This window comes from Pseudomonas sp. 300, from assembly GCF_055803035.1.
This window is the reverse complement of the sequence record NZ_JAVLRV010000002.1, coordinates 416,128-433,780: the sequence shown is the minus strand read 5'-3', so window position 1 is coordinate 433,780 and position 17,653 is coordinate 416,128. Positions and strand designations below refer to the sequence as shown.

20 protein-coding genes and 1 pseudogene are annotated in these 17,653 nt (G+C 58.1%); 10 read left to right on the top strand and 11 right to left on the bottom strand.

Going from position 1 to position 17,653, the window contains the following annotated elements; translation table 11 throughout:
- Window positions 1-242 precede the first annotated feature (242 nt).
- Together Q7W83_RS08135 and Q7W83_RS08130 are read right to left on the bottom strand one after the other, a co-directional pair.
- Complete coding sequence (locus tag Q7W83_RS08135) at window positions 243-713, bottom strand: anti-virulence regulator CigR family protein (protein ID WP_150631548.1); 471 nt, start codon at window positions 711-713, stop codon at window positions 243-245.
- 11 nt (window positions 714-724) lie between these two features.
- Complete coding sequence (locus Q7W83_RS08130; protein ID WP_473655887.1) at window positions 725-1,162, bottom strand: avidin-fold protein; 438 nt, start codon at window positions 1,160-1,162, stop codon at window positions 725-727.
- A gap of 194 nt (window positions 1,163-1,356) precedes the next feature.
- On the opposite strand from Q7W83_RS08130, the gene Q7W83_RS08125 reads away from it, so the two are divergent.
- Entirely contained in the window at window positions 1,357-1,812 is a 456-nt protein-coding gene (locus Q7W83_RS08125; RefSeq protein ID WP_150631547.1) for a VOC family protein, read from the top strand.
- Window positions 1,813-1,847: 35 nt separating this feature from the next.
- Here Q7W83_RS08125 and Q7W83_RS08120 read toward each other — a convergent pair whose 3' ends face one another.
- Entirely contained in the window at window positions 1,848-3,308 is a 1,461-nt protein-coding gene (locus Q7W83_RS08120) for an L-lactate permease (RefSeq protein WP_150653212.1), read from the bottom strand.
- Between the two features lie 130 nt (window positions 3,309-3,438).
- Here Q7W83_RS08120 and Q7W83_RS08115 point away from each other — a divergent pair, with 130 nt between their 5' ends.
- Complete coding sequence (locus Q7W83_RS08115; protein WP_150631545.1) at window positions 3,439-3,930, top strand: Lrp/AsnC family transcriptional regulator; 492 nt, start codon at window positions 3,439-3,441, stop codon at window positions 3,928-3,930.
- On the opposite strand, the gene Q7W83_RS08110 is transcribed toward Q7W83_RS08115, so the two are convergent.
- Together Q7W83_RS08110 and Q7W83_RS08105 are read right to left on the bottom strand one after the other, a co-directional pair.
- Complete coding sequence (locus tag Q7W83_RS08110) at window positions 3,927-4,853, bottom strand: Gfo/Idh/MocA family protein (RefSeq protein WP_150631544.1); 927 nt, start codon at window positions 4,851-4,853, stop codon at window positions 3,927-3,929. The genes Q7W83_RS08115 and Q7W83_RS08110 overlap by 4 nt on opposite strands.
- A 114-nt stretch (window positions 4,854-4,967) precedes the next feature.
- Window positions 4,968-5,564: an eCIS core domain-containing protein gene (locus Q7W83_RS08105; RefSeq protein WP_473655886.1), complete on the bottom strand. Its 597-nt coding sequence runs from the start codon at window positions 5,562-5,564 to the stop codon at window positions 4,968-4,970.
- Window positions 5,565-5,782: 218 nt separating this feature from the next.
- On the opposite strand from Q7W83_RS08105, the gene Q7W83_RS08100 reads away from it, so the two are divergent.
- Window positions 5,783-6,763 carry an NAD-dependent epimerase/dehydratase family protein gene (locus Q7W83_RS08100; RefSeq protein WP_473655885.1) on the top strand — a complete coding sequence of 327 codons (981 nt, stop codon included), beginning with the start codon at window positions 5,783-5,785 and terminating at the stop codon, window positions 6,761-6,763.
- Here Q7W83_RS08100 and Q7W83_RS08095 read toward each other — a convergent pair.
- Complete coding sequence (locus tag Q7W83_RS08095; RefSeq protein WP_150631542.1) at window positions 6,729-7,142, bottom strand: MerR family transcriptional regulator; 414 nt, start codon at window positions 7,140-7,142, stop codon at window positions 6,729-6,731. The two genes, Q7W83_RS08100 and Q7W83_RS08095, sit on opposite strands and share 35 nt — an antisense overlap.
- A gap of 242 nt (window positions 7,143-7,384) precedes the next feature.
- Window positions 7,385-7,927 carry a histidine phosphatase family protein gene (locus tag Q7W83_RS08090; RefSeq protein WP_412071003.1) on the bottom strand — a complete coding sequence of 181 codons (543 nt, stop codon included), beginning with the start codon at window positions 7,925-7,927 and terminating at the stop codon, window positions 7,385-7,387.
- Between the two features lie 358 nt (window positions 7,928-8,285).
- Here Q7W83_RS08090 and Q7W83_RS08085 point away from each other — a divergent pair, with 358 nt between their 5' ends.
- Both Q7W83_RS08085 and Q7W83_RS08080 read left to right on the top strand, forming a co-directional pair.
- A complete protein-coding gene (locus Q7W83_RS08085; protein ID WP_150631540.1) occupies window positions 8,286-8,447 on the top strand; it encodes a DUF2986 domain-containing protein in 162 nt (53 codons plus the stop codon).
- 34 nt (window positions 8,448-8,481) lie between these two features.
- On the top strand, window positions 8,482-8,781 hold the full coding sequence (locus Q7W83_RS08080; RefSeq protein WP_150639344.1) for a hypothetical protein: 300 nt from the start codon (window positions 8,482-8,484) through the stop codon (window positions 8,779-8,781).
- Between the two features lie 34 nt (window positions 8,782-8,815).
- On the opposite strand, the gene Q7W83_RS08075 is transcribed toward Q7W83_RS08080, so the two are convergent.
- Window positions 8,816-9,550: a FadR/GntR family transcriptional regulator gene (locus Q7W83_RS08075; RefSeq protein ID WP_150631539.1), complete on the bottom strand. Its 735-nt coding sequence runs from the start codon at window positions 9,548-9,550 to the stop codon at window positions 8,816-8,818.
- Between the two features lie 262 nt (window positions 9,551-9,812).
- On the opposite strand from Q7W83_RS08075, the gene Q7W83_RS08070 reads away from it, so the two are divergent.
- Both Q7W83_RS08070 and Q7W83_RS08065 read left to right on the top strand, forming a co-directional pair.
- Entirely contained in the window at window positions 9,813-10,919 is a 1,107-nt protein-coding gene (locus Q7W83_RS08070; RefSeq protein ID WP_150631538.1) for a mandelate racemase/muconate lactonizing enzyme family protein, read from the top strand.
- A 62-nt stretch (window positions 10,920-10,981) separates the two neighbouring features.
- Entirely contained in the window at window positions 10,982-11,965 is a 984-nt protein-coding gene (locus Q7W83_RS08065) for an AEC family transporter (protein WP_224787780.1), read from the top strand.
- A gap of 122 nt (window positions 11,966-12,087) precedes the next feature.
- Here Q7W83_RS08065 and Q7W83_RS08060 read toward each other — a convergent pair whose 3' ends face one another.
- Window positions 12,088-14,985, bottom strand: a complete 2,898-nt coding sequence (locus tag Q7W83_RS08060; RefSeq protein WP_473655884.1) for a sensor domain-containing phosphodiesterase — start codon at window positions 14,983-14,985, stop codon at window positions 12,088-12,090.
- A gap of 115 nt (window positions 14,986-15,100) precedes the next feature.
- The gene (locus tag Q7W83_RS08055) at window positions 15,101-15,337 is read right to left on the bottom strand and encodes a hypothetical protein (RefSeq protein WP_473655883.1); all 237 of its coding nucleotides are present in this window, start codon (window positions 15,335-15,337) and stop codon (window positions 15,101-15,103) included.
- Between the two features lie 237 nt (window positions 15,338-15,574).
- On the opposite strand from Q7W83_RS08055, the pseudogene Q7W83_RS08050 reads away from it, so the two are divergent.
- Together Q7W83_RS08050 and Q7W83_RS08045 are read left to right on the top strand one after the other, a co-directional pair.
- Window positions 15,575-15,862: pseudogene (locus tag Q7W83_RS08050) on the top strand (alpha/beta fold hydrolase); the annotation flags it as partial.
- A gap of 98 nt (window positions 15,863-15,960) precedes the next feature.
- Window positions 15,961-16,461: a GNAT family N-acetyltransferase gene (locus Q7W83_RS08045; RefSeq protein ID WP_150631535.1), complete on the top strand. Its 501-nt coding sequence runs from the start codon at window positions 15,961-15,963 to the stop codon at window positions 16,459-16,461.
- Between the two features lie 129 nt (window positions 16,462-16,590).
- Here the strand turns inward: Q7W83_RS08045 and Q7W83_RS08040 are convergent, their stop codons facing one another.
- Window positions 16,591-16,932 (bottom strand): YajG family lipoprotein, encoded by a 342-nt coding sequence (locus tag Q7W83_RS08040; RefSeq protein WP_150631534.1) that lies wholly within the window; start codon window positions 16,930-16,932, stop codon window positions 16,591-16,593.
- Between the two features lie 200 nt (window positions 16,933-17,132).
- Between Q7W83_RS08040 and Q7W83_RS08035 the strand changes: the two genes are divergently transcribed.
- Window positions 17,133-17,390 carry a hypothetical protein gene (locus Q7W83_RS08035; protein WP_150631533.1) on the top strand — a complete coding sequence of 86 codons (258 nt, stop codon included), beginning with the start codon at window positions 17,133-17,135 and terminating at the stop codon, window positions 17,388-17,390.
- Window positions 17,391-17,653: the final 263 nt, after the last annotated feature.

Genomic DNA, 17,653 nt, shown 5'->3' with positions numbered 1-17,653 from the left:
ACCCTTCGCATAGGCGGCGTTCATGATAGAGAGGTCAGCTGGGAGTAAGGGGGCGGCTGCAAGCATCATGGCGCATGACATGACAGCAACGAGACTCTTGTTCTTAAAAAGCATGATTGCTTCCGTAGGGTTGATATCGCGTACATTCAGACGCATTTGCCCCCCGACAGTTCAAGTCATGCGACAGATGGAATGCAATCAGCGCGCCGCTGGAAAAATCACCCCAATCCGCCGTTCAGGCATTAATCAAAGGCGCCGTTGAGCACTTCATAGATGAGCCCGGTTGCCAACGCGACCAGTATCAAATCGGTGCCCACTTGCTGCCATTCGTATCCGTCATAATGCGGCAGCCGGCCGATCAACCGACCGTCCAGTTTTTTCGCAATGCCGGGTGGTAGAGGTTTGCCTCGAGCGAGGTTTTTCTGAATGCCGGGCGGCAAGGCGGGACCAGGACTCCAGTAGTCCCTGTAGCCGCCAACGATCCCGAGAATGCCTCCCCGATCGATACGTGGGCCATGACTCCAATCTCCGCCCCCGGCGTTTTTGCCTTGGCCTCCCTGCCCTCCCTGATTGCCATGGACCTGGCTGTTCTGCGGATGTCCCTTGCCGTTTCCCTGGCCCTTTCCATTGCCGGGGTCGGCTAATGCAGTCGCTGTGCCGCTGACCAGCGCAAGACATGTAACGGCGGCAATCAATCTGCGAAATCTGTGCATGAGTCGTTCCTTCAGAGTGGCGGGATATCGCTTTGTACTTTAGACACTAATGACGAGGCGGGTTCCAGGATCTGCGGAGCTGCCGCACTGACAAGCTCGACGTAACTAGACTCCCCTCCGCCCGTCGCGCCCGACAACCAACCCCATACGAACGCCAGGGTGGTACGCCCCGCGTGATCAACGCCCACCTTGCCACGAGACCAGCCTGCAAGCATCTCCCCTTGCGTAGTCAGGCACTGAAAAAGAAGCTCTATAGTATCGGGCCCCGTTATGCGCCCGACTTGATGCCCGATGCGAATCCGGCCGCCTTGGTAAGTGCCCGAAATGGCATCCTCCTCGACATGGTAAAGAAATACGGTGCCTGCACCGGATAGCCCTTGGGCGTTGTCCGCTACCGTAAAACGGCGATTGTTCAAACGCTCGTTGATCTGAGCAAACGGGTTTTCCATAAATGTCGCATCCTTTAGTCGAGAGGTTCCATTCCAGCCTTCGATTATCCTAAGTCATTTCGACAAGCAGCCACTGGCAAAAGCAGACGCTCGTCGTCACTGGTCGCGCATCTCTCGGGCGACTTTTCATGAATACCATCGAATTCCGAAGGCGCGGTCGTTACCATGGGCGTCAGTTCGCAAGGAGGCATGCAATGGATCTGAAGTTCAGTCACGTCGATGTACTGGTCAATAATCTCGAAGAAGCCTGTGATTACTACGCACAGATACTGAAAGCCAGGATCTCCAAAACACTCGTCTGGGAGCGCGGTGGCCTGCATGTGCGCTATGCGATTGCGCTGATCGGCCAAGAGCGTTTCATGTTGGTCCAGCCGTTGGCGGGGAATCTGAAGGCGCTGCTGGACTCTTCGGGCGAGGGGATGATTTATCGCCATTGCTACTCGACACCGGACATCGAGACGGCCTATGACGAATTGATGGCTGCGGGTGTTCAACCGGAAGACGAAAACGGCAAGCCCTTGGCCCGCGCGAACCTGCAATCCCCATCCGGAGCACGCATCATCTGGCTACCCAAGCGCTTCGGGCACTTCTCTATCGAGATTCTGGAAGCCAAGGTGCTGGAAGAGTTTGTCGAAGCTGCATTTGCCTGAGCACTTTCGAACTCAGCTAGCGCACCCAGGCAATGCTATCCAAACCATCCACTCAGCACCCCTGCACCCAACACGACCAACGCCGTATTGAGGCAGACCAGCGCGAAGCCAAACCTTACCAGGTCGCCCTCTTCCGTGGCCTGGGTTTTCGCGAGCCCCAGGATCAGCATGACGATCGACAGCGAGCCCAGTGCGGCATGCCCTGCCGCGCTGTTCTGTACCGCCGCCAGCAATAGTCGAGAGGGTTCGGGCAACATTGCGATAGCCGGCATGAAGATCGCGTTGCCGCCCACATTCGACCCCGTCATGTAGCCTGACAACGCACCAAACAGGGCCACCATCGAGGTGGCGGCGGTGGGCGACAGGCCCGCCAGCAGCTGCATCAAACCCGCCAGGAAACCGGCTTTCACCATCATCTGCGACATCGCGAGGAAGAAGAAAATGGTCAGCAATGGCCGCTTCGCGCGCGTCGCCAACGCAGCGAGCACGCTGATGTCGGGCGCAGTCTGACGTGGTGTGTTGCGCGTATGAAATCCGAGTCCGATCAGCACCAGAATCAATGCCAGACCCGGTGAGGCCAGTGGCTTCCAGGACACTTGGGCACCCTGTACGACCCAGCCGTCTTGCCACGCGGTGATCGTCCACGCCATCTTCAGCGCGACGATGTAGACAATCAGCAACAGATACGGCCAGGCCTGACGCGGCCATTGCACCGCACCGCGCACGCCATCGCTGCGGCGCAGGCGCCACAGTCCGGCAGATAGCACTGCAACGGCCGTCACCAGGCCCGCGGCAACGCCGGCCACTTCAGGCCCCAACCATCGACTGGCACTGTAAAGCACACCCACAAACAGCAGCCAGAAAACGCCCAGCGCCCTCCACTCCCGGGGCTCACGAACGCCTGCCAGATAGAGCGCCATCGCACTGAGGGCGAAAAAAACCGGTGCGCTGGTGAGTGCCGAGGTCGACGCCAGCGCGGCGGCGTCCAGGTGAGCCAGCGAGGCGCCAATGACCGTTGCCAGGCCCAGCGTTCCCCACGGCATGATCGCCATGCCGGCCAGCGCAATGCGCAGCGCGACCCGGCGCTCGAAGAGGCTGAGTAGCAGAGGCACCGTTGCGATCAATGACACGCCGAAACCGGTCATCGCTTCCAGCAACGGTGCTAGCCCGAGAACGATGAACGCCACTTGATCGCCCCGGCGCAAACCCAGTGAACGCACCCATTGGCTAAGCGCCAGGTTGACACCCAGGCGCTCGATAAAAATCACGAAGGCCAGACCCGGCACAATCACGAAAGCCGTGCTGGCAAACAGCACGGCGGTATCTTGAGCGGCGGCCACCATACTGCTCGGCTGCCACGCATCGGCGGCGCCGGCGAGCCAGAGCACCACGACGAGGAGAGTCCCGGCGATGGCCGCGTGAACGGGCGGCCGGCGCAGCACGACGAGCATGGCGGTGACCAACAGGACAGGGGAAAGATGAAACAGTGCGAGCATGCCAATTATCCTGTGTGAATTCCCGATCAAGGCGGCGAGAGCCGTTTGCAGGCAAGATAATATTTCGCACGGCTAGATAAAGGGCCGCAGTTTTCTGGTAGTTTTCGAGAAAATTTCTCGCGAGCCTGACATGGCAAAACACGACGCTGCCTCTGAACCACTGGACAAATTCGACCGTGCCATCCTGGACCTCGTCCAGCGCGACAACACCACTCCGCTGCGCCTGATGGCCGAGCAGGTCAATCTGTCCACGGCCGCCGTGCAGCGCCGCATCAAGCGCATGGAAGAAAGGGGCGTCATCACGGGCAATGTCGCCATCGTAGATCCCACGGCCGTAGGACGGCCGATCACGATCATTGTGGAAGTGATGGCCGAGCGCACGAGCATCGAGGCACTGGAGGCGATGAAGGCACACTTCGCGGTGCCTGAAGTTCAGCAGTGCTACTACGTCACCGGCGAAGTGGATTTTGTCCTGGTGCTAACCGTTGCCAGCATGCAGGAATACCAGGCGTTGGCGCGGCGATTGTTTGCCGAGAATGCCAACGTGACCTGGTTCAAGACCATCGTGGCGCTGGACCGTGTGAAAGTCGGGCTGGATGTACCGAGTGTGCCAGGGCACTAATCGTAGAACGGCTCAACCGACGTCCGACTCCCGACAAAAAAGCTGTCGGCAACAAGGCGCAGCGGCTGGAGATCCAGGTCACTGACCTTGTCGCCAATCAGCTGTTGAAAATGTCGATAGACCGCGGCGTACTCGCCCTCCTCCGATACGGCCTGGCGCACGCCGTCGATACTCAACAGTGCGCCACCGTTGTCCAGTCGCAGGATGCCTTCGGTGCAGCGAATCTCGATGCTCCAGAGTTCGTCATGGCCGTGGTCAAAATCAAACTCCGCGCGGACGTCGAGGTGACGCGCGTCAGACATTTTGATGGACGCGGCGATAGGCGACTGGCAGTTGCTCGGGACTCGCAGTTCGGCAGATTCGACAAACAGCGGCAGCGCCAGCAAATGGGTGGCAATCGACAAGGCATTGATGCCGGGATCGAAAACGCCCAGGCCGCCGGGTTGCCAGATCCATGCCTGGCCGGGGTGCCATTTGCGCACGTCTTCCTTCCAGTCGATTTGTACGCTGTGCAAGGTACGGGTAGCCAGCCAGTCACGGGCGGCTTCGATGCCGGGCGCGTAGCGTGAATGCCAGGCGAACAGGCCGCTGACGCCTTGCTCGCCGACCTGATCCACCAACGCCATCGCTTCACCCAAGGTGGCGCACGGCGGCTTTTCCACCAGCACGTGTTTGCCGGCGGCCAGCGCTTGTTGCACCAGCGCGAATCGTCCTTGTGGCGGCGTGCAAAACGCAATCGCATCCACAGGCGGGCCGTTTTCAAGCAGCTCGCTCAGGGACTCAAAGTTCTCTACCCCGACGCAGGGCTGCCCTTGCGTTGCGACAGCGACCAACTGGAATGCGGGGTTGGCGTTGATCGCTGGCACGTGTTGATCCTGGGCAATCTTGCCGTAGCCCACCAGACCGAGACGGATCGGTTGCATCAATGACTCCTGTTTTTTTCTTATCTTGAGAAGTGAACTGCCGAGATTACGTTTGTGCAGCGGGGAAGTCATTGATGACGTGCTGAGTTTCATTTGCCACGTGAACACGACCCTTCAGTCAGTCCCTTCTCGCACCCACCGTCTGACCTCAGCCTGTATGGCATAAGCCGGCGCCTCCACCGTATTGAAATCCTGTGTATACCGCTGCGCAAACCCTTCCACCCCCCACTCCTGAAACTGCTGCACATGCTTGAGCTCGTGCGCCCAGAGCGCGATGTTCTGTTCGGCGGTTTGAGCGTCCCGAAACAGGATGATGTCGATCAGCGTCACGGCACCGACATCGGGGTTTTGCAGCATGGCAGTGGCTGCAGTGAATTGGCCGTTATCGCTGACTTTGTAGTGCGCGGCATCGAGGACGCCGGGGGCGTACCAACGCAGCAGTTGCTCGCGGATGTGCGGCGGAATGGGTTGCATGCCGGCGCTGGCGGCTTCAGCGCGGGCTTGGGTCAGCCATAGCGCCAGGGCAGGTGCCGCGATCTGGTAGATGTCATCAGGCACGGGGCCGAACACCTGTCCCAGATCTGGCAGGCAGATGCAGCCGTCCAGGCACACCTGTTTCTCACCCGCCGGGCAGACGCCGGTCTGAGCGGGCACTTCAAGCGTCAGGCAAAGAACAAGCAGCGCCACCAGGCGCGTGGTGATGGGCGGCATTGGGCCCTCCAGGGACGGAAGCAGGTCAGCGGCGTCGCCAATGGCGCGTTTCGGCGCCTGTTTCCTATTGTTCAATTGTAATGTTCCGCGAGCCGGTGAAGACACTGTGCAGTCACCTACGATGGGGCCTGACGCCAGCGCTTGACTCTGTCCCTTAGGGCAACCCGCATCCTGCCTTATCTGAATCAGGTTCCGCCCTCAGGCGAATAAGGCAATCCATGAATACGCTATCGATGGTCACCGGAGCCAATGGGCATCTGGGCAACACCTTGGTCCGGGCGCTACTCGCCCGAGGGCAACAAGTACGCGCCGGGGTCCGTGACCCGAACCGAAGCCCAGCCCTGAACGGGCTCGACTGCCAGATTGTACGCGCCGAACTGCAAGACCCTGACTCACTGTGCCAGGCCCTGCAAGGGGTGGACGTGCTGTACCAGGTGGCGGCAGTGTTCAAACACTGGGCGAGGAATCCACACGCCGAGATCGTCGACGTCAACGTGCAAGGTACGCGTAATGTACTGCGTGCCGCCGCCGAGGCCGGAGTCCAGCGTGTGGTCTATGTCAGCTCCGTAGCAGCGGTTGGCCACAACGGTCAGCGTCTAAATGAAAACAGCTGGAACAACGATCAGCAAAACCCGTACTACCTCTCAAAAATCCTCTCTGAACGCGCCGCCTGGGACACCGCCCAGGCCTATGACCTGCCGATGGTCGCTGTGTTGCCCTCGGCAATCATCGGCCCTCACGCCACACGACTTACCGACACCATGGGATTTCTTGCGGCTGTGCTGGCGCGCAAACTGGTGCTGGACCCGAACTTTTATTTTAACTTTGTCGATGTGCGCGACGTGGCCGATGGCCTGATCCGCGCGGCTGAAAAAGGTCGCCCCGGCCAGCGTTACATATTAGCCAATCAGCAGGCTTCATCACTGGCCGAGATGATCGAGGCGCTCAACACGCTTTGCCCCGGCTTTCGTCTGCCGCCCCGCGCACCAAAAGCCTTGCTGTTGCTGATCGCCTGGCTGCAGGAACAGCGGGCACGGTACACCGGTCAGCCCGCCGAATTGCTGCTCAGCCAGGTGCAGATGTTTTACGGAGTGCGCCAGGTTTACTGCATCGACAAGGCCATCAACGAACTGGGCTACCAGCCGCGCTCGCCGCAGAACGCCCTCAAGCAGGCGTTTGCGCACCTGTTGGCGCGCTGATACCGGGCGCAACGCCAGGCAACGAGGTGGGGGCGAATTTCTGGTTGATCTGTTGTTGCAACTGCGTCAGGTGCTGCTCCCGATTCTGCAAGGCGAGAATCTGCGCTTGCAACTCCAGGCGCTTGAGCTCGATGCCCTGATTGGCCAGTGCCAGGGGAAATGGCGCCTGATGTTTCTTGGCTGCGAGCAACTCGCTCATCTCCCCCAGTTTGAACCCCACCGCCTGGGCGCTGCGGATCATCTGCACCAGCGTCAAGTGATGAGCCGTGTACAGCCGATAACTGCCACGGCGCTGGGGGGTCAGCAGGCCCAGTTGCTCATACAAACGAATGGCTTTCGGAGTGCACCCCGACAACGTGGCAAGTTCACCTATGTACATACAACCGCCCTCTCCTTCATCCCGCTCCGGCCCGCAGTTTATCGGCGGTGGCCAAAGGTTGTCTTGGCGCACCCGGTGTTCATACAGATTCCGTCAGCGGCACCGTCTTGCAAGGGAAGAAGGCACAGGTTTTTTCCATCCACGTATCGGCCACTCTTGGCCGATTTCTGCCGGCCTTCAACGGCGTCTGGCGGACACGTGCCAGGCAAATATCCGTCATTTGGCTAATCAAAACATATGCCTCAACTATGGCTCGTTCGGTAGGTCGCAGCGCTCCAGTATCGATTGCCGGTACTTGTATGGCGAGTCCATCCAGCTGCTTCCAGCTGCTTTGCGATCATCCGGTTCATGAATCCATGACCAAGCAGAAGGACCGAGCCTTCACAGCTAAGGGACTGAAGTCGTTGTGCAGCCTCAATGGCCCGCACCCTCGCCTTGCCGGCAGACTCAACATTCCCGGAGAAACCGCACAACCATAAAATACGAAGAATAAATGCCCACGTGAAGGGTGAAAGTCGCGGCAGTGCCCATTGCCCATAGGGTAACTGTGCCTCGCAAAAGATCTCATCCACGATGGTGGGTTGAAGGCCCAGGGCCCGGACAGATGTGAGCGCACGGGGCGCACTGCTTGACACGATTATTTCGGCGGTAACAGCCAGCTCCAAACTCGCTGCAGGGGCAGGCTGGTTCGCAATTTCGGATAAGTCATATTGCTCGATCCAGCGTTTCATACCAAGTGCTGAAACCTTGTCGAGCCCAGCCAGATTCGGCTGACCATGACGCATTAAGATAATTTCTTTGCCCACTGGAATCACGTCCTTGATTTGCTGCTGAACGAGTACGTAGATTGCACTCTGAATAGCGAACGGAATGCTCGTGCCTGAGCAATCCTGCTTAACGGAGTGCAATAATAACTTATGCATCCGCGCGGCACATTACGTGCGGTCGAACGGGCCTCCATCGATGCGGCAGCCGGCTTGAACACAAGCGGATTCACGCTCTGAATATTCCCGATGACTTTCGCAACATGAATCCTGAGCGGGTTGACAGGCTCGAAGACGCGGTGAAGTCTTTTCTCACTCCCCAGGCTTCGTACGCAAACCTCTGCCATCCTTCAAGAACTGACAAGCTGAGTAGAAAAACATGAATCGTCAAAAAAAGATAAAGCAGCTATTAAAGGCTCACGCCAAAAAGGCCAGTGCCAAATTGGCACCGCAAAGCAAGACTAAATACATTAGTAAAGCTGACCGACTGAAGCTGGCGGCTGAATCCAGTCAAGACTCAGATATGTCCTCTGAGAGCTGAGCTGCATCGCTTAAACACCACGAACGCTATGGCAATGCTTGCCGCTCTCGGCAAGCGCGTGCCACCGACTCACCTCAAAAACCTGAACACAGCGAATCACTGGTTAGCGTGTGGAAACAGTTTCGTTGGTTCGATGGCGGCCCTGCGCGACAGTCTGCAATCGGCTGTGGATTCAACCGGTCGATGCAACAGATTGACCAAATCGTTCAGCGGTTGTTGCGCGGTTGAGGCCTTTCACTTGATGGACAGCGAGCAATTGATCATTTTTGTCGGCCAACTGTTCGCCGATTTGAAATGCTCGCATAACCAAAGGAACAACCTGCCTGTCTTGTAGAACAACGAGACAAGATCCTTGCGCCACAAAACCATTAGAAAAATGTGATCTCGTAGCCAAATCGTGAGGCTGCGTTGACGATATGTTCCCCCATGATCTGGCGCGCCGCCGCCGCATTGCGATCGATGAACGCTTGCACGAGTTCTTCATGCTCTCCGCGAGCGGCATGCGGAATGTTGCTGAATACCGGACCTCGCCGCGCGAAGGTCATTGTGATCAGTGCCCGCATCGGCTCGAGCACTGTGCGAATCATCGTCTCGAGATAATCGTTACCCGACGCTGCAGCAACAGCCCTGTGAAAATCGAGATCGGCGTTTACGGTTTCCAGGGTGGGTTCGCCCTCGTATTGCATGCGCAGGACCGCGGCCTGAATGATCTTCAGCTTGGCCGGGGTCATGTGCGAGGCCGTGAGGGCTGCGGCCTGGCTTTCCAGGACGGCCCGCACTTCAAACATGTTTCGGATGGTGTTGTCACCGTCCAGCATCGGCACACTCGCTTGCGGGGCCAATGGCTCTGACGATTGAGGGGCGGTGGAGACGAAGACGCCTACGCCTTGGCGTGACTGAATCAACCCCTGCGCCCGAAGCGTGGCGATGCCCTCGCGCACCACGTTCCGGCTGACGCCGAAGTTCTGCGAGAGAAACTGTTCGGTGGGCAAGCGGTCTCCCGGTCGCAGCCGTCCGGAAGCAATCTCGTCGCTCAACGAGCGGGCGATGTGCTCGGCCAGATGAGGTCGCCGCGTTACGGGTTGCACATTCATTTCACTCATTCTTTTTCATCCCCTCACTTGTCTTCTTAATCTACATCAGAAGACTTGTTCCTGACAGTTAAAACTGAATTTCATCAAACGCATAAAATATATTACTTATTTAAATCAACTACTTAACTAGAATACAGACCAATTCCCGCCGGAACGACTCAGTTGTTCTGTTGAAGGACAACAGGACGTCATGTACGTTGTCCTCAACCTGACACGGGCGAATTCAAAAAATCGCTGTGCCAGCTTCGCAACCCGCTTGAGGCGCAGTCTTATGAAAATTGCCAACATTGAAACCATTCCGCTTCGTATTCCCTTCACCACGGGTGGCCGGTCGGCCGGCGGGGTCTGGGGGCCGAAAGACCTGCAAATGGTTGATTCTCTCGTGGTCAAGATCACCACCGACGACGGTATCGTTGGCTGGGGCGAAACCTTCGGCTTCACCGCGATCCCTGCGGTAAAAGTCGTGATAGACACAATCCTCGCACCTGAGCTGATCGGCAGTGATGTCACCCGACGGGAAAAGTTACAGGGCGATCTGCAAAAGAAATTTCACGTTTTCGGCCGCAGCGGTGCGTTTATCTATGGCCTCTCGGCGATAGACATCGCGCTCTGGGATATCGCGGGCAAAGCTGCCGCCAAACCGATCTACCAGTTGCTGGGCGGCAGTGAGGCCACGTCTCTTGCGGCGTATGCAAGCCTGATCCGTTATGCCGACCCCGAACTCATTCGCATCAATGTACAGCGCGCGGTCAACAGCGGTTTCCGCCACCTCAAACTGCACGAGGTGGATGTCGACGTTATCCGCGCTGCGTGCGAGGCCGCCGGCCCTGGCGTGGAAATCACCCTCGACGTCAACGCTCCGTGGACGGTGCGCGAAGCGCTGGACATGACCGAGAAACTTCGCCCGTTGAACCTGCGCTGGATCGAAGAACCGGTGTGGCCACCGGAAGACTATTCGGGCCTGGCAAGGGTGCGCGCGCATGGCGGCATACCGGTTGCGGCCGGCGAGAATGCCTCGACGCTCATGGACTTCCAGCACCTGCTTGAGGCCGGCGCAGTGGATTTCGTGCAGCCGAGTCCCGCCAAAATGGGCGGCATCACCGAACTGCAAAAAGTGTATGCGCTGGCTAACGCCCATGGCGTCACCGTGATGGTCCACGCCTTTTATGACGGCCCCGGCCTGCTGGCGGCGGTGCATGGAAGTGCGGCGCTGGGTGGTGCGAAATCACTGGTCGAATGGCGCTACTTCGATCTCGAAGCGCAACTCTATGGCGACGCCATCATTCCGCGTAATGGACGCATCGACGTACCGCAAGGGCCGGGGCTCGGCATCGAGCCGGACCAGGACGTCATCCGGGATTACCGCTTCAAACCTTGACCCCATAAGCCGCTTGTTCATTACAGCGTTGATCGAAGCCCAAGTGTCGGCCTCGATCAGCCATGACGACATTCTTGATAAAAACAACTACGAGGATTGATGACATGTTAGACAGGATCGTAGGGCCCATCTTGCCCGTCGCTTTTGTGATCGCGCTTGGCTACATCGCCGGTAAGCGCGGACGGCTTACCCATTCGGACAGCCTGCTGATCAGCCGGCTGGTGCTGGGCTGGATATTCCCGGCACTGCTTTTTGTCGGGATGGCGAGCACGCCCCGTGAACAGCTCTTCGACTTCAAATTCATCGTGGCCACGTTCATCGGCATCATGGGCATGTACACGATTGCGTTGGCGATCGGCTGGTTCAGCACTCGCGATCTCAAGGTTGCAACGCTCAAGGGTTTCGTCAACGGTTACCCTGACGCCGCCTTCATGGGCATCCCTATCCTGGGTGCGATGTTCGGCGCGGGCAGCATCTACTCGGTGCTGGTGCTGAACCTGGTCGCGAGCCTGGTGATGATCCCGCTGACAACCATGTTGCTCACCATCGCTGATGGCAAGGCCAGTGGCGGCCAGGCGTTTTTGTCGAGCCTTTCAGGGGCGGTACGTCGCCCGCTGATGTGGGCGCCGGCCTTGGGAATTCTACTTTCCGTGTTGCAGGTCAAGTTGCCTCCGCTTGCTGCGGAGTCTCTCACTCTTCTCGGAAAAGCCACGCCTGGTGTATCCCTGCTGTGCCTGGGACTGATCATGTCGTCGGAGAAACTGAAAATGTCCGGTGAGGTCTGGGGCAACCTTGGGCTCAAGCTGCTCATTCACCCGGTGTTGATGTTCGGCGCCACGGTACTGCTCGGCACTCATGGCCTGTACGCACAACAGATGATCCTGCTTTGCGCGCTTCCATCGGCGACGATCCCGGCGATGTTTGCGAACCAGACCGGCGCCTATCAAAGTGAAGCAGCGACCTCCATTCTGGTCAGCACCGTGCTGTCGATCGTGACGTTTTCTGCCGCGATCTACCTGATTGATGGAGGCCTTGCCTCTGCTTGACTGCTGAAACAGGTTTACACCTGTTTCACCCCAGCGCCCGATGCACCGCATCGGGCGTTTTGTATTCAACGACAGGTGCGGGCACTCGCTGAACCGAAATTGCCTGGTGACTTCAACAACCCCTAACGCCCCATCAACGAACTCGCCAACAACGCCTCCAACCCCATCGGCTTGGCAAAATAATAGCCCTGGGCCTGCCCTGCGCCCATTTCGCGCAGCAAGACCAGCGTCGCTTCATCCTCGACACCTTCGGCCACAACGCTGAGGTCCAGTGATTCGGCCATCCGCACAATCGCCCGGACGATCGCACGACTGCGAGCACTGGTGGTCAGTTCGAAGATGAACGACTTGTCGATCTTCAAGCCGCTGAAACGGTATTGATGCACATAGCTCAGGGATGAAAACCCCGCACCGAAGTCATCGAGCACGACTGACATGCCGTTGTCGGCCAATTGCTGCATGGTCAGTCGGGCGAGCGCCGGCTCCGCCACCAGCGCACCTTCGGTCAACTCCAGGCAGATCCGCGACGGCTCGACCCGGTATCGCGCCAACAGTGCAAGCACATCACTGGCGAAGTCCGGACGCGTCATGCTGTAGCTGGAGCAATTGACGTGCACCGGCGGCCAATTGGCGTGTTCGGGCTGTGCGAGGATCGCGGCGATGCTGGTCAGCATGTACAGGTCCAGGCGACCGATCAGGCGCAAACCCTCGACATCCGGCAAAAACTCGCCAGGTGCGATTACCCGGCCGCCCGGCTGATGCCAGCGAATCAGCGCTTCAAGCGCCAACAGTTCGCCGCTTTCGACGCTGACAATCGGCTGGAAATACGGCAGCAATTCGTCGGTACGCTTGAGCGCGTTACGCAAGGCCCCTTCTCGCTCAACCTGGTCAGAGACTTCACGGCGCACTTCCTGATTGAACACCGCGTAGCTGTCGCGCCCGGCACTCTTGACCCGGTACATCGCCGCATCAGCATCGCGCAGCAAGTCGGCGGGTTCCTGATGGAACTGACTGTCGGCACTGACAATACCGATACTGCAGGACGAAAAAACTTCATAACCATTGATTAAAAACGGCAGGTCAAACGCCAGCAGGATCCGTTCGGCGATGTCGATCACCACCTCCGGCGGTGCCTCGGGAGCCAATACGGAAAACTCATCGCCCCCCAGGCGCGCGAGCATGTCGCTGTCGCGCAGACAGCCGCGCAAACGGTGGGCGGCCTGCATCAGCAGCAGGTCGCCAAAATGGTGGCCGTGGCTGTCGTTGACCAGTTTGAAACGGTCGAGGTCGATGAACATCACCGCCAGGTGCCCGCCTTCGCTGCCGAACTGCGTCCAGGCCAGATTGAGGCGCTGTTGCAGGTAGGTACGATTCGGCAGCCCGGTCAGCGCATCGTGGGCGTTTTCGTGCTGCAACTTGGCATTGGCGTGATCGAGTTCGCGGGTGCGGTTCTGCACCCGGGCTTCCAGCTTGAGGTTGGCGGCGTGGATCGCTTCGGCGGCCGTGCGTCGCGACAACGCGGTGTCAATGTGCCGCGACACGAACGTCAGCAGTTCCTGGTCGCGCAAGGTATACCGCTCCTGCGAGGTATAACTTTGCACCGCAAGCACGCCACGCACCACATCGCCATCGAACAATGGAATGCCCAGCCAAGAGTAGGACCGGACATATTCCTCCGCCAGCTCGATTTCACCTTGCACAGACAATCGCTCCGCTTCGCCGGGGTCAATCAGGCAAGGTCGACGCTGACGAATAACATACTCAGTCAAGCCCCGGCGCCCTCGCCGGGCCACCGGGCAGGTCGTCTGCCGCTCATCGACGAAATACGGGAAGGTCACTTCACCCGTCGCGTCATCGAACAGCGCAATGTAGAAGTTACGCGCGAACAGCAGATCACCGACGATGCCATGCAAGGTTTGAAACAGCTCAGCCATGTCGCCAGGCTGGCTGGAGAGTTCAGCGATCTGGAACAGCGCGCTCTGCAGATGTTCGGCGCGCTCGCGTTCTGCCACTTCCTGCCTCAAGGCATCATTGAGCGCCGAGAGCTCCAGGGTGCGACGTATCACTGTTGCTTCCAGATCCTCGCGGTGCAGAATCCGGTCCAGCGCCATGGCCACGTGACGCGCTACCACCAGAAACAGCGCGCGGTCCTCGGCGCTGTAGGTCCGAGAAACGTCGTAGACCTGCATGGCAAGCATGCCAAACACCTCATCGGAGGCATTTTTCAACGGTGCGCCCATCCAGAACTCGGGACGATCACCTATGCAGAAAAAACGTTTCTCGGACTGGGCCGCAAGAATGCCGGCGGCGTCGATCAACAACGGTTGGCCAGTGGTCAATACCTGGCCGGTCAAAGACAGGTGCTTCAGGTCAAGGTACTCGTAGTGCGAGGACTCCACGGCATCAACGTCGATGATGTCGACGTAATACGGGTAGTCGATCTTGCCGCTGTGCGGGTCATACAGAGCGAGATAGAAATTCTCTGCGTCTATCAGGCTCGCCAGCAGCCGGTGAGCCCCCACCAGAAACACTGAACGGTCGCGGGTCGAACTGGCCAGGTAGGTAATTTCATACAGCACACGCTGAGTAATCTGCGCACGGGCAAGGGTATTGGTCTGTACCTGAATGCCCAGGCGCTGGGCAAACTCGGCGAGCGCCGGATTCGCGGCATGGTCGACTGGCGCCAGTAGCCAACCCAGCTCACTTTCGCCCTTGCCGGTCGGCCAGCGGTGCAGTTGCCCGGTCAGGCAAAAAGCTTCAAACGCTTCATTCGCAATACTTGACGGCCACTGCGCCCGTGGGTCGCCCTGCCCGACCAGATGCATCTGTTCACCGGCGCGATAAACAACCCATGCGGTGGTGTGCACCCAATTACGCGCTGAGTCCAGCAAGTGTTCGATCGTAGGTTCGTTGCCAGCGTACGCCATGCCGACAGTCTCCGAATTCCCTTTTCGTTGAGATGCAACCACGCCGCAATCGTTCGATTGCAGCGCAGAGTCGGTCAATGGACGAACACTCATCAACGCTCCCTGAGCCAATAGCTGGCGATGCTCACTTAGTGCTTGCTAGCAATGTGCCAGTGAGCATCTCATTTAAAGCTAATAGAGTTTTTATTCAATAGATTTTTTCGGTTTGCTACACACGTTGATCGACGACGTGTATCTGCGTCAGCCCTACCCGCTCGGCCTGTTCTAAAACCTGCGCTGGCGTTGCATCCGCATTGGGCATGATCAGGCTGTTCTCTCCATCCCCAAAATGCAGTTGCAGCAGGTGCATTGCCGCCTCAGGGACTGACAGCCGAGACTGCTTTAACTCGAACACGTGATTGCGGGTCTCGCCGTTGAACAGGTATTGCACAGCGTAGTAGCGCATGGCGGGATCCTCGGAATAGGAGAAGTGCACGCGGTTGAACTAACCTTCCATTGCCAATGATGCCCAGCATGCCCTCATCCGAGGAAATGAATATGAAATTCGCATTCGTCGCAGCCGCTGCCGCGGTCATGCTCACATCTTCTCTTGCGACCCATGCGGATGAAACGCCTCGGTACACCCGCTACGTCGCCCAAGGTGGCGACTGGGGAGCCCCGATCACCAGCGCAATGGCGCGCCATGTACTGGCTAACAAACAGCGCCGCTTCAGCAGGACGGCTGTATTGGGAAAACATGGGACGCAGCCCTCTTTCCTCAGCCGCACAGAAGACCAGCGAAATTTCCCTGCCAGTGGCGGTGACGGTGTTTCCTGATGATGCTTACTGCCCCCCGCAAACCTGGGCCCGACGCGCCTACAGCGACCTGATCTACTTCCATCAAGCTGAAAAAGGCGGTCACTTTGCAGCCTGGGAACAGCCGCAACTCTTTATTGAAGAACTCCGCACAGCGTTCAAGCCTTTGCGTTAACGGTGTCGGTCAATCGTGAGAGGATGCGTGCGGCCTGGAGCGGACTGGTGTCCCTCTGCCCAATGATCCAGTTTGTTTACCAAGGAGGGAGCGTACTTATGAAACCCGTCAGGATTCGAACCCTGGAAAGCGCTGATGCTGAGGCATTGCTGACATTTGAACTGGACAATCGCGAGTGGTTTGAGCGCCACATCGACGCGCGCGATGCTGCTTTTTACTCGGTACGAGGCGTCACCGAGCACATCACGGCTTATTTGTCTGGTTATGCCGCCGGAAACTGGCATCCCTTTGTCATCGAAGATTCAGGCGGAAAAATAGTCGGGCGAGCGAACCTGAAAGACATCGACACGTCCCAGCGGTCGGCAGAAGTCGGCTATCGGATTGCACAAAGTGCTTGCGGACAAGGACTAGCCACACAGGCGGTGAGGCACCTGGTCCAGGAGGCGCGCTTGCGTTGGAACCTTAAACAACTGGTTGCCAACGTGTACGCTGAAAATATCGGCTCGGCAAAAGTACTCAAACGCTGTGGCTTCTTGATTGAGCATCCATCCGGGCAAGAAGGGACAGGCAAGGAATATCGATTTGGCCTGTCGATTTAGACGAGGGGAAAAACAGCTATCGTTCATTCGCGGACAAAAAAAGCCCCGCCACCGAATGCGGTGCGGGGCAAAAAATTGGTTGGTTGCGGCCAACCAAAGGAGCTCTGTAGAAAATGTTTACGACCGGGGTCAGATGCAATCCTGCGCGGCGCGTTCAAAACTCGAAGGCAACACGTTCGAAGCCAGCAAGTGCCGCTCGTAGATGAACACCTTGCCGCCATTACCGGCCTTGTAGGCTTCCAGCACGTTGTCCGCCGAAACTTTGCTCGGCACCACGATGCGGTAGCTGCGCTGGGTTTGCGAGACAGTCGGGCTCAACGCTTGGCTCTGCAATTTCGGTACGACGCATTCAGCGTACTGAGCCGGGGTCTTGCGGGTCTGCAAGGTCAGGGTCGGGTCGTTCGGCGCGGAGGCACATCCGGCGAGCAACAAAGCGCCAATCGCCATGGCAGGCACAAATAAAAGACGCATCGGTCTCATCCTGAAAGGTTCGTTCATCACGTCACGCAGATTTCGTGAATGGTGTGTCGTTGGAAGTGATTTTCCGGGTATTGCCATCAAAGTAGAACTTGTGTTTCTTGATGGTCACTATTACCTCTAGCAATAGTTGCGCGCCGCGCAAACGGATACACACTCAATCACCACTGAAAAAGATGGATGAGGATCTCTCCTTGAGAACTTTTGACTTGATCCGCGACGCTGTTTTGCCCGATTTCCGTGACCGGGTCGCCGAGTACCTGATCCAGTACGAAACCGTACTGCTGGGCGAAAACGCGTTCGATCCGGAGTTGGCGCAGGCCACCGCCAATCAACTGCGCGGTTACTTGCGCGGGTTGAATACCACACGGGTGTTGGGCATGGCGGACTGGGAGGAGCTGGATCGGCGGGTGGTGAATACCTGGCTTTCAGCGACCGAGAATGACAACTAAGGTCTTGCGATCGGCAAAGCAGCCCACAAAGCAAAAAAGCAGTTTGCGTCATGACCGAGGATTCAAAAATAAACGGGCCAGCAGGGATTATGAGAGAAATCCCTCGCCGACGAACGAATGGCTGTTACCGGCCCAGGCTGTGTAAAAACGATTTTCAATCGGTACGGCTGTGCTTGGGCACGGGATGCCGTTAACCCGGCACGTTGCAGATTTCGGCGGCTTTGGGAGATGGCCAGCGCGGTTGCAGCGACCCAATGGCAGCC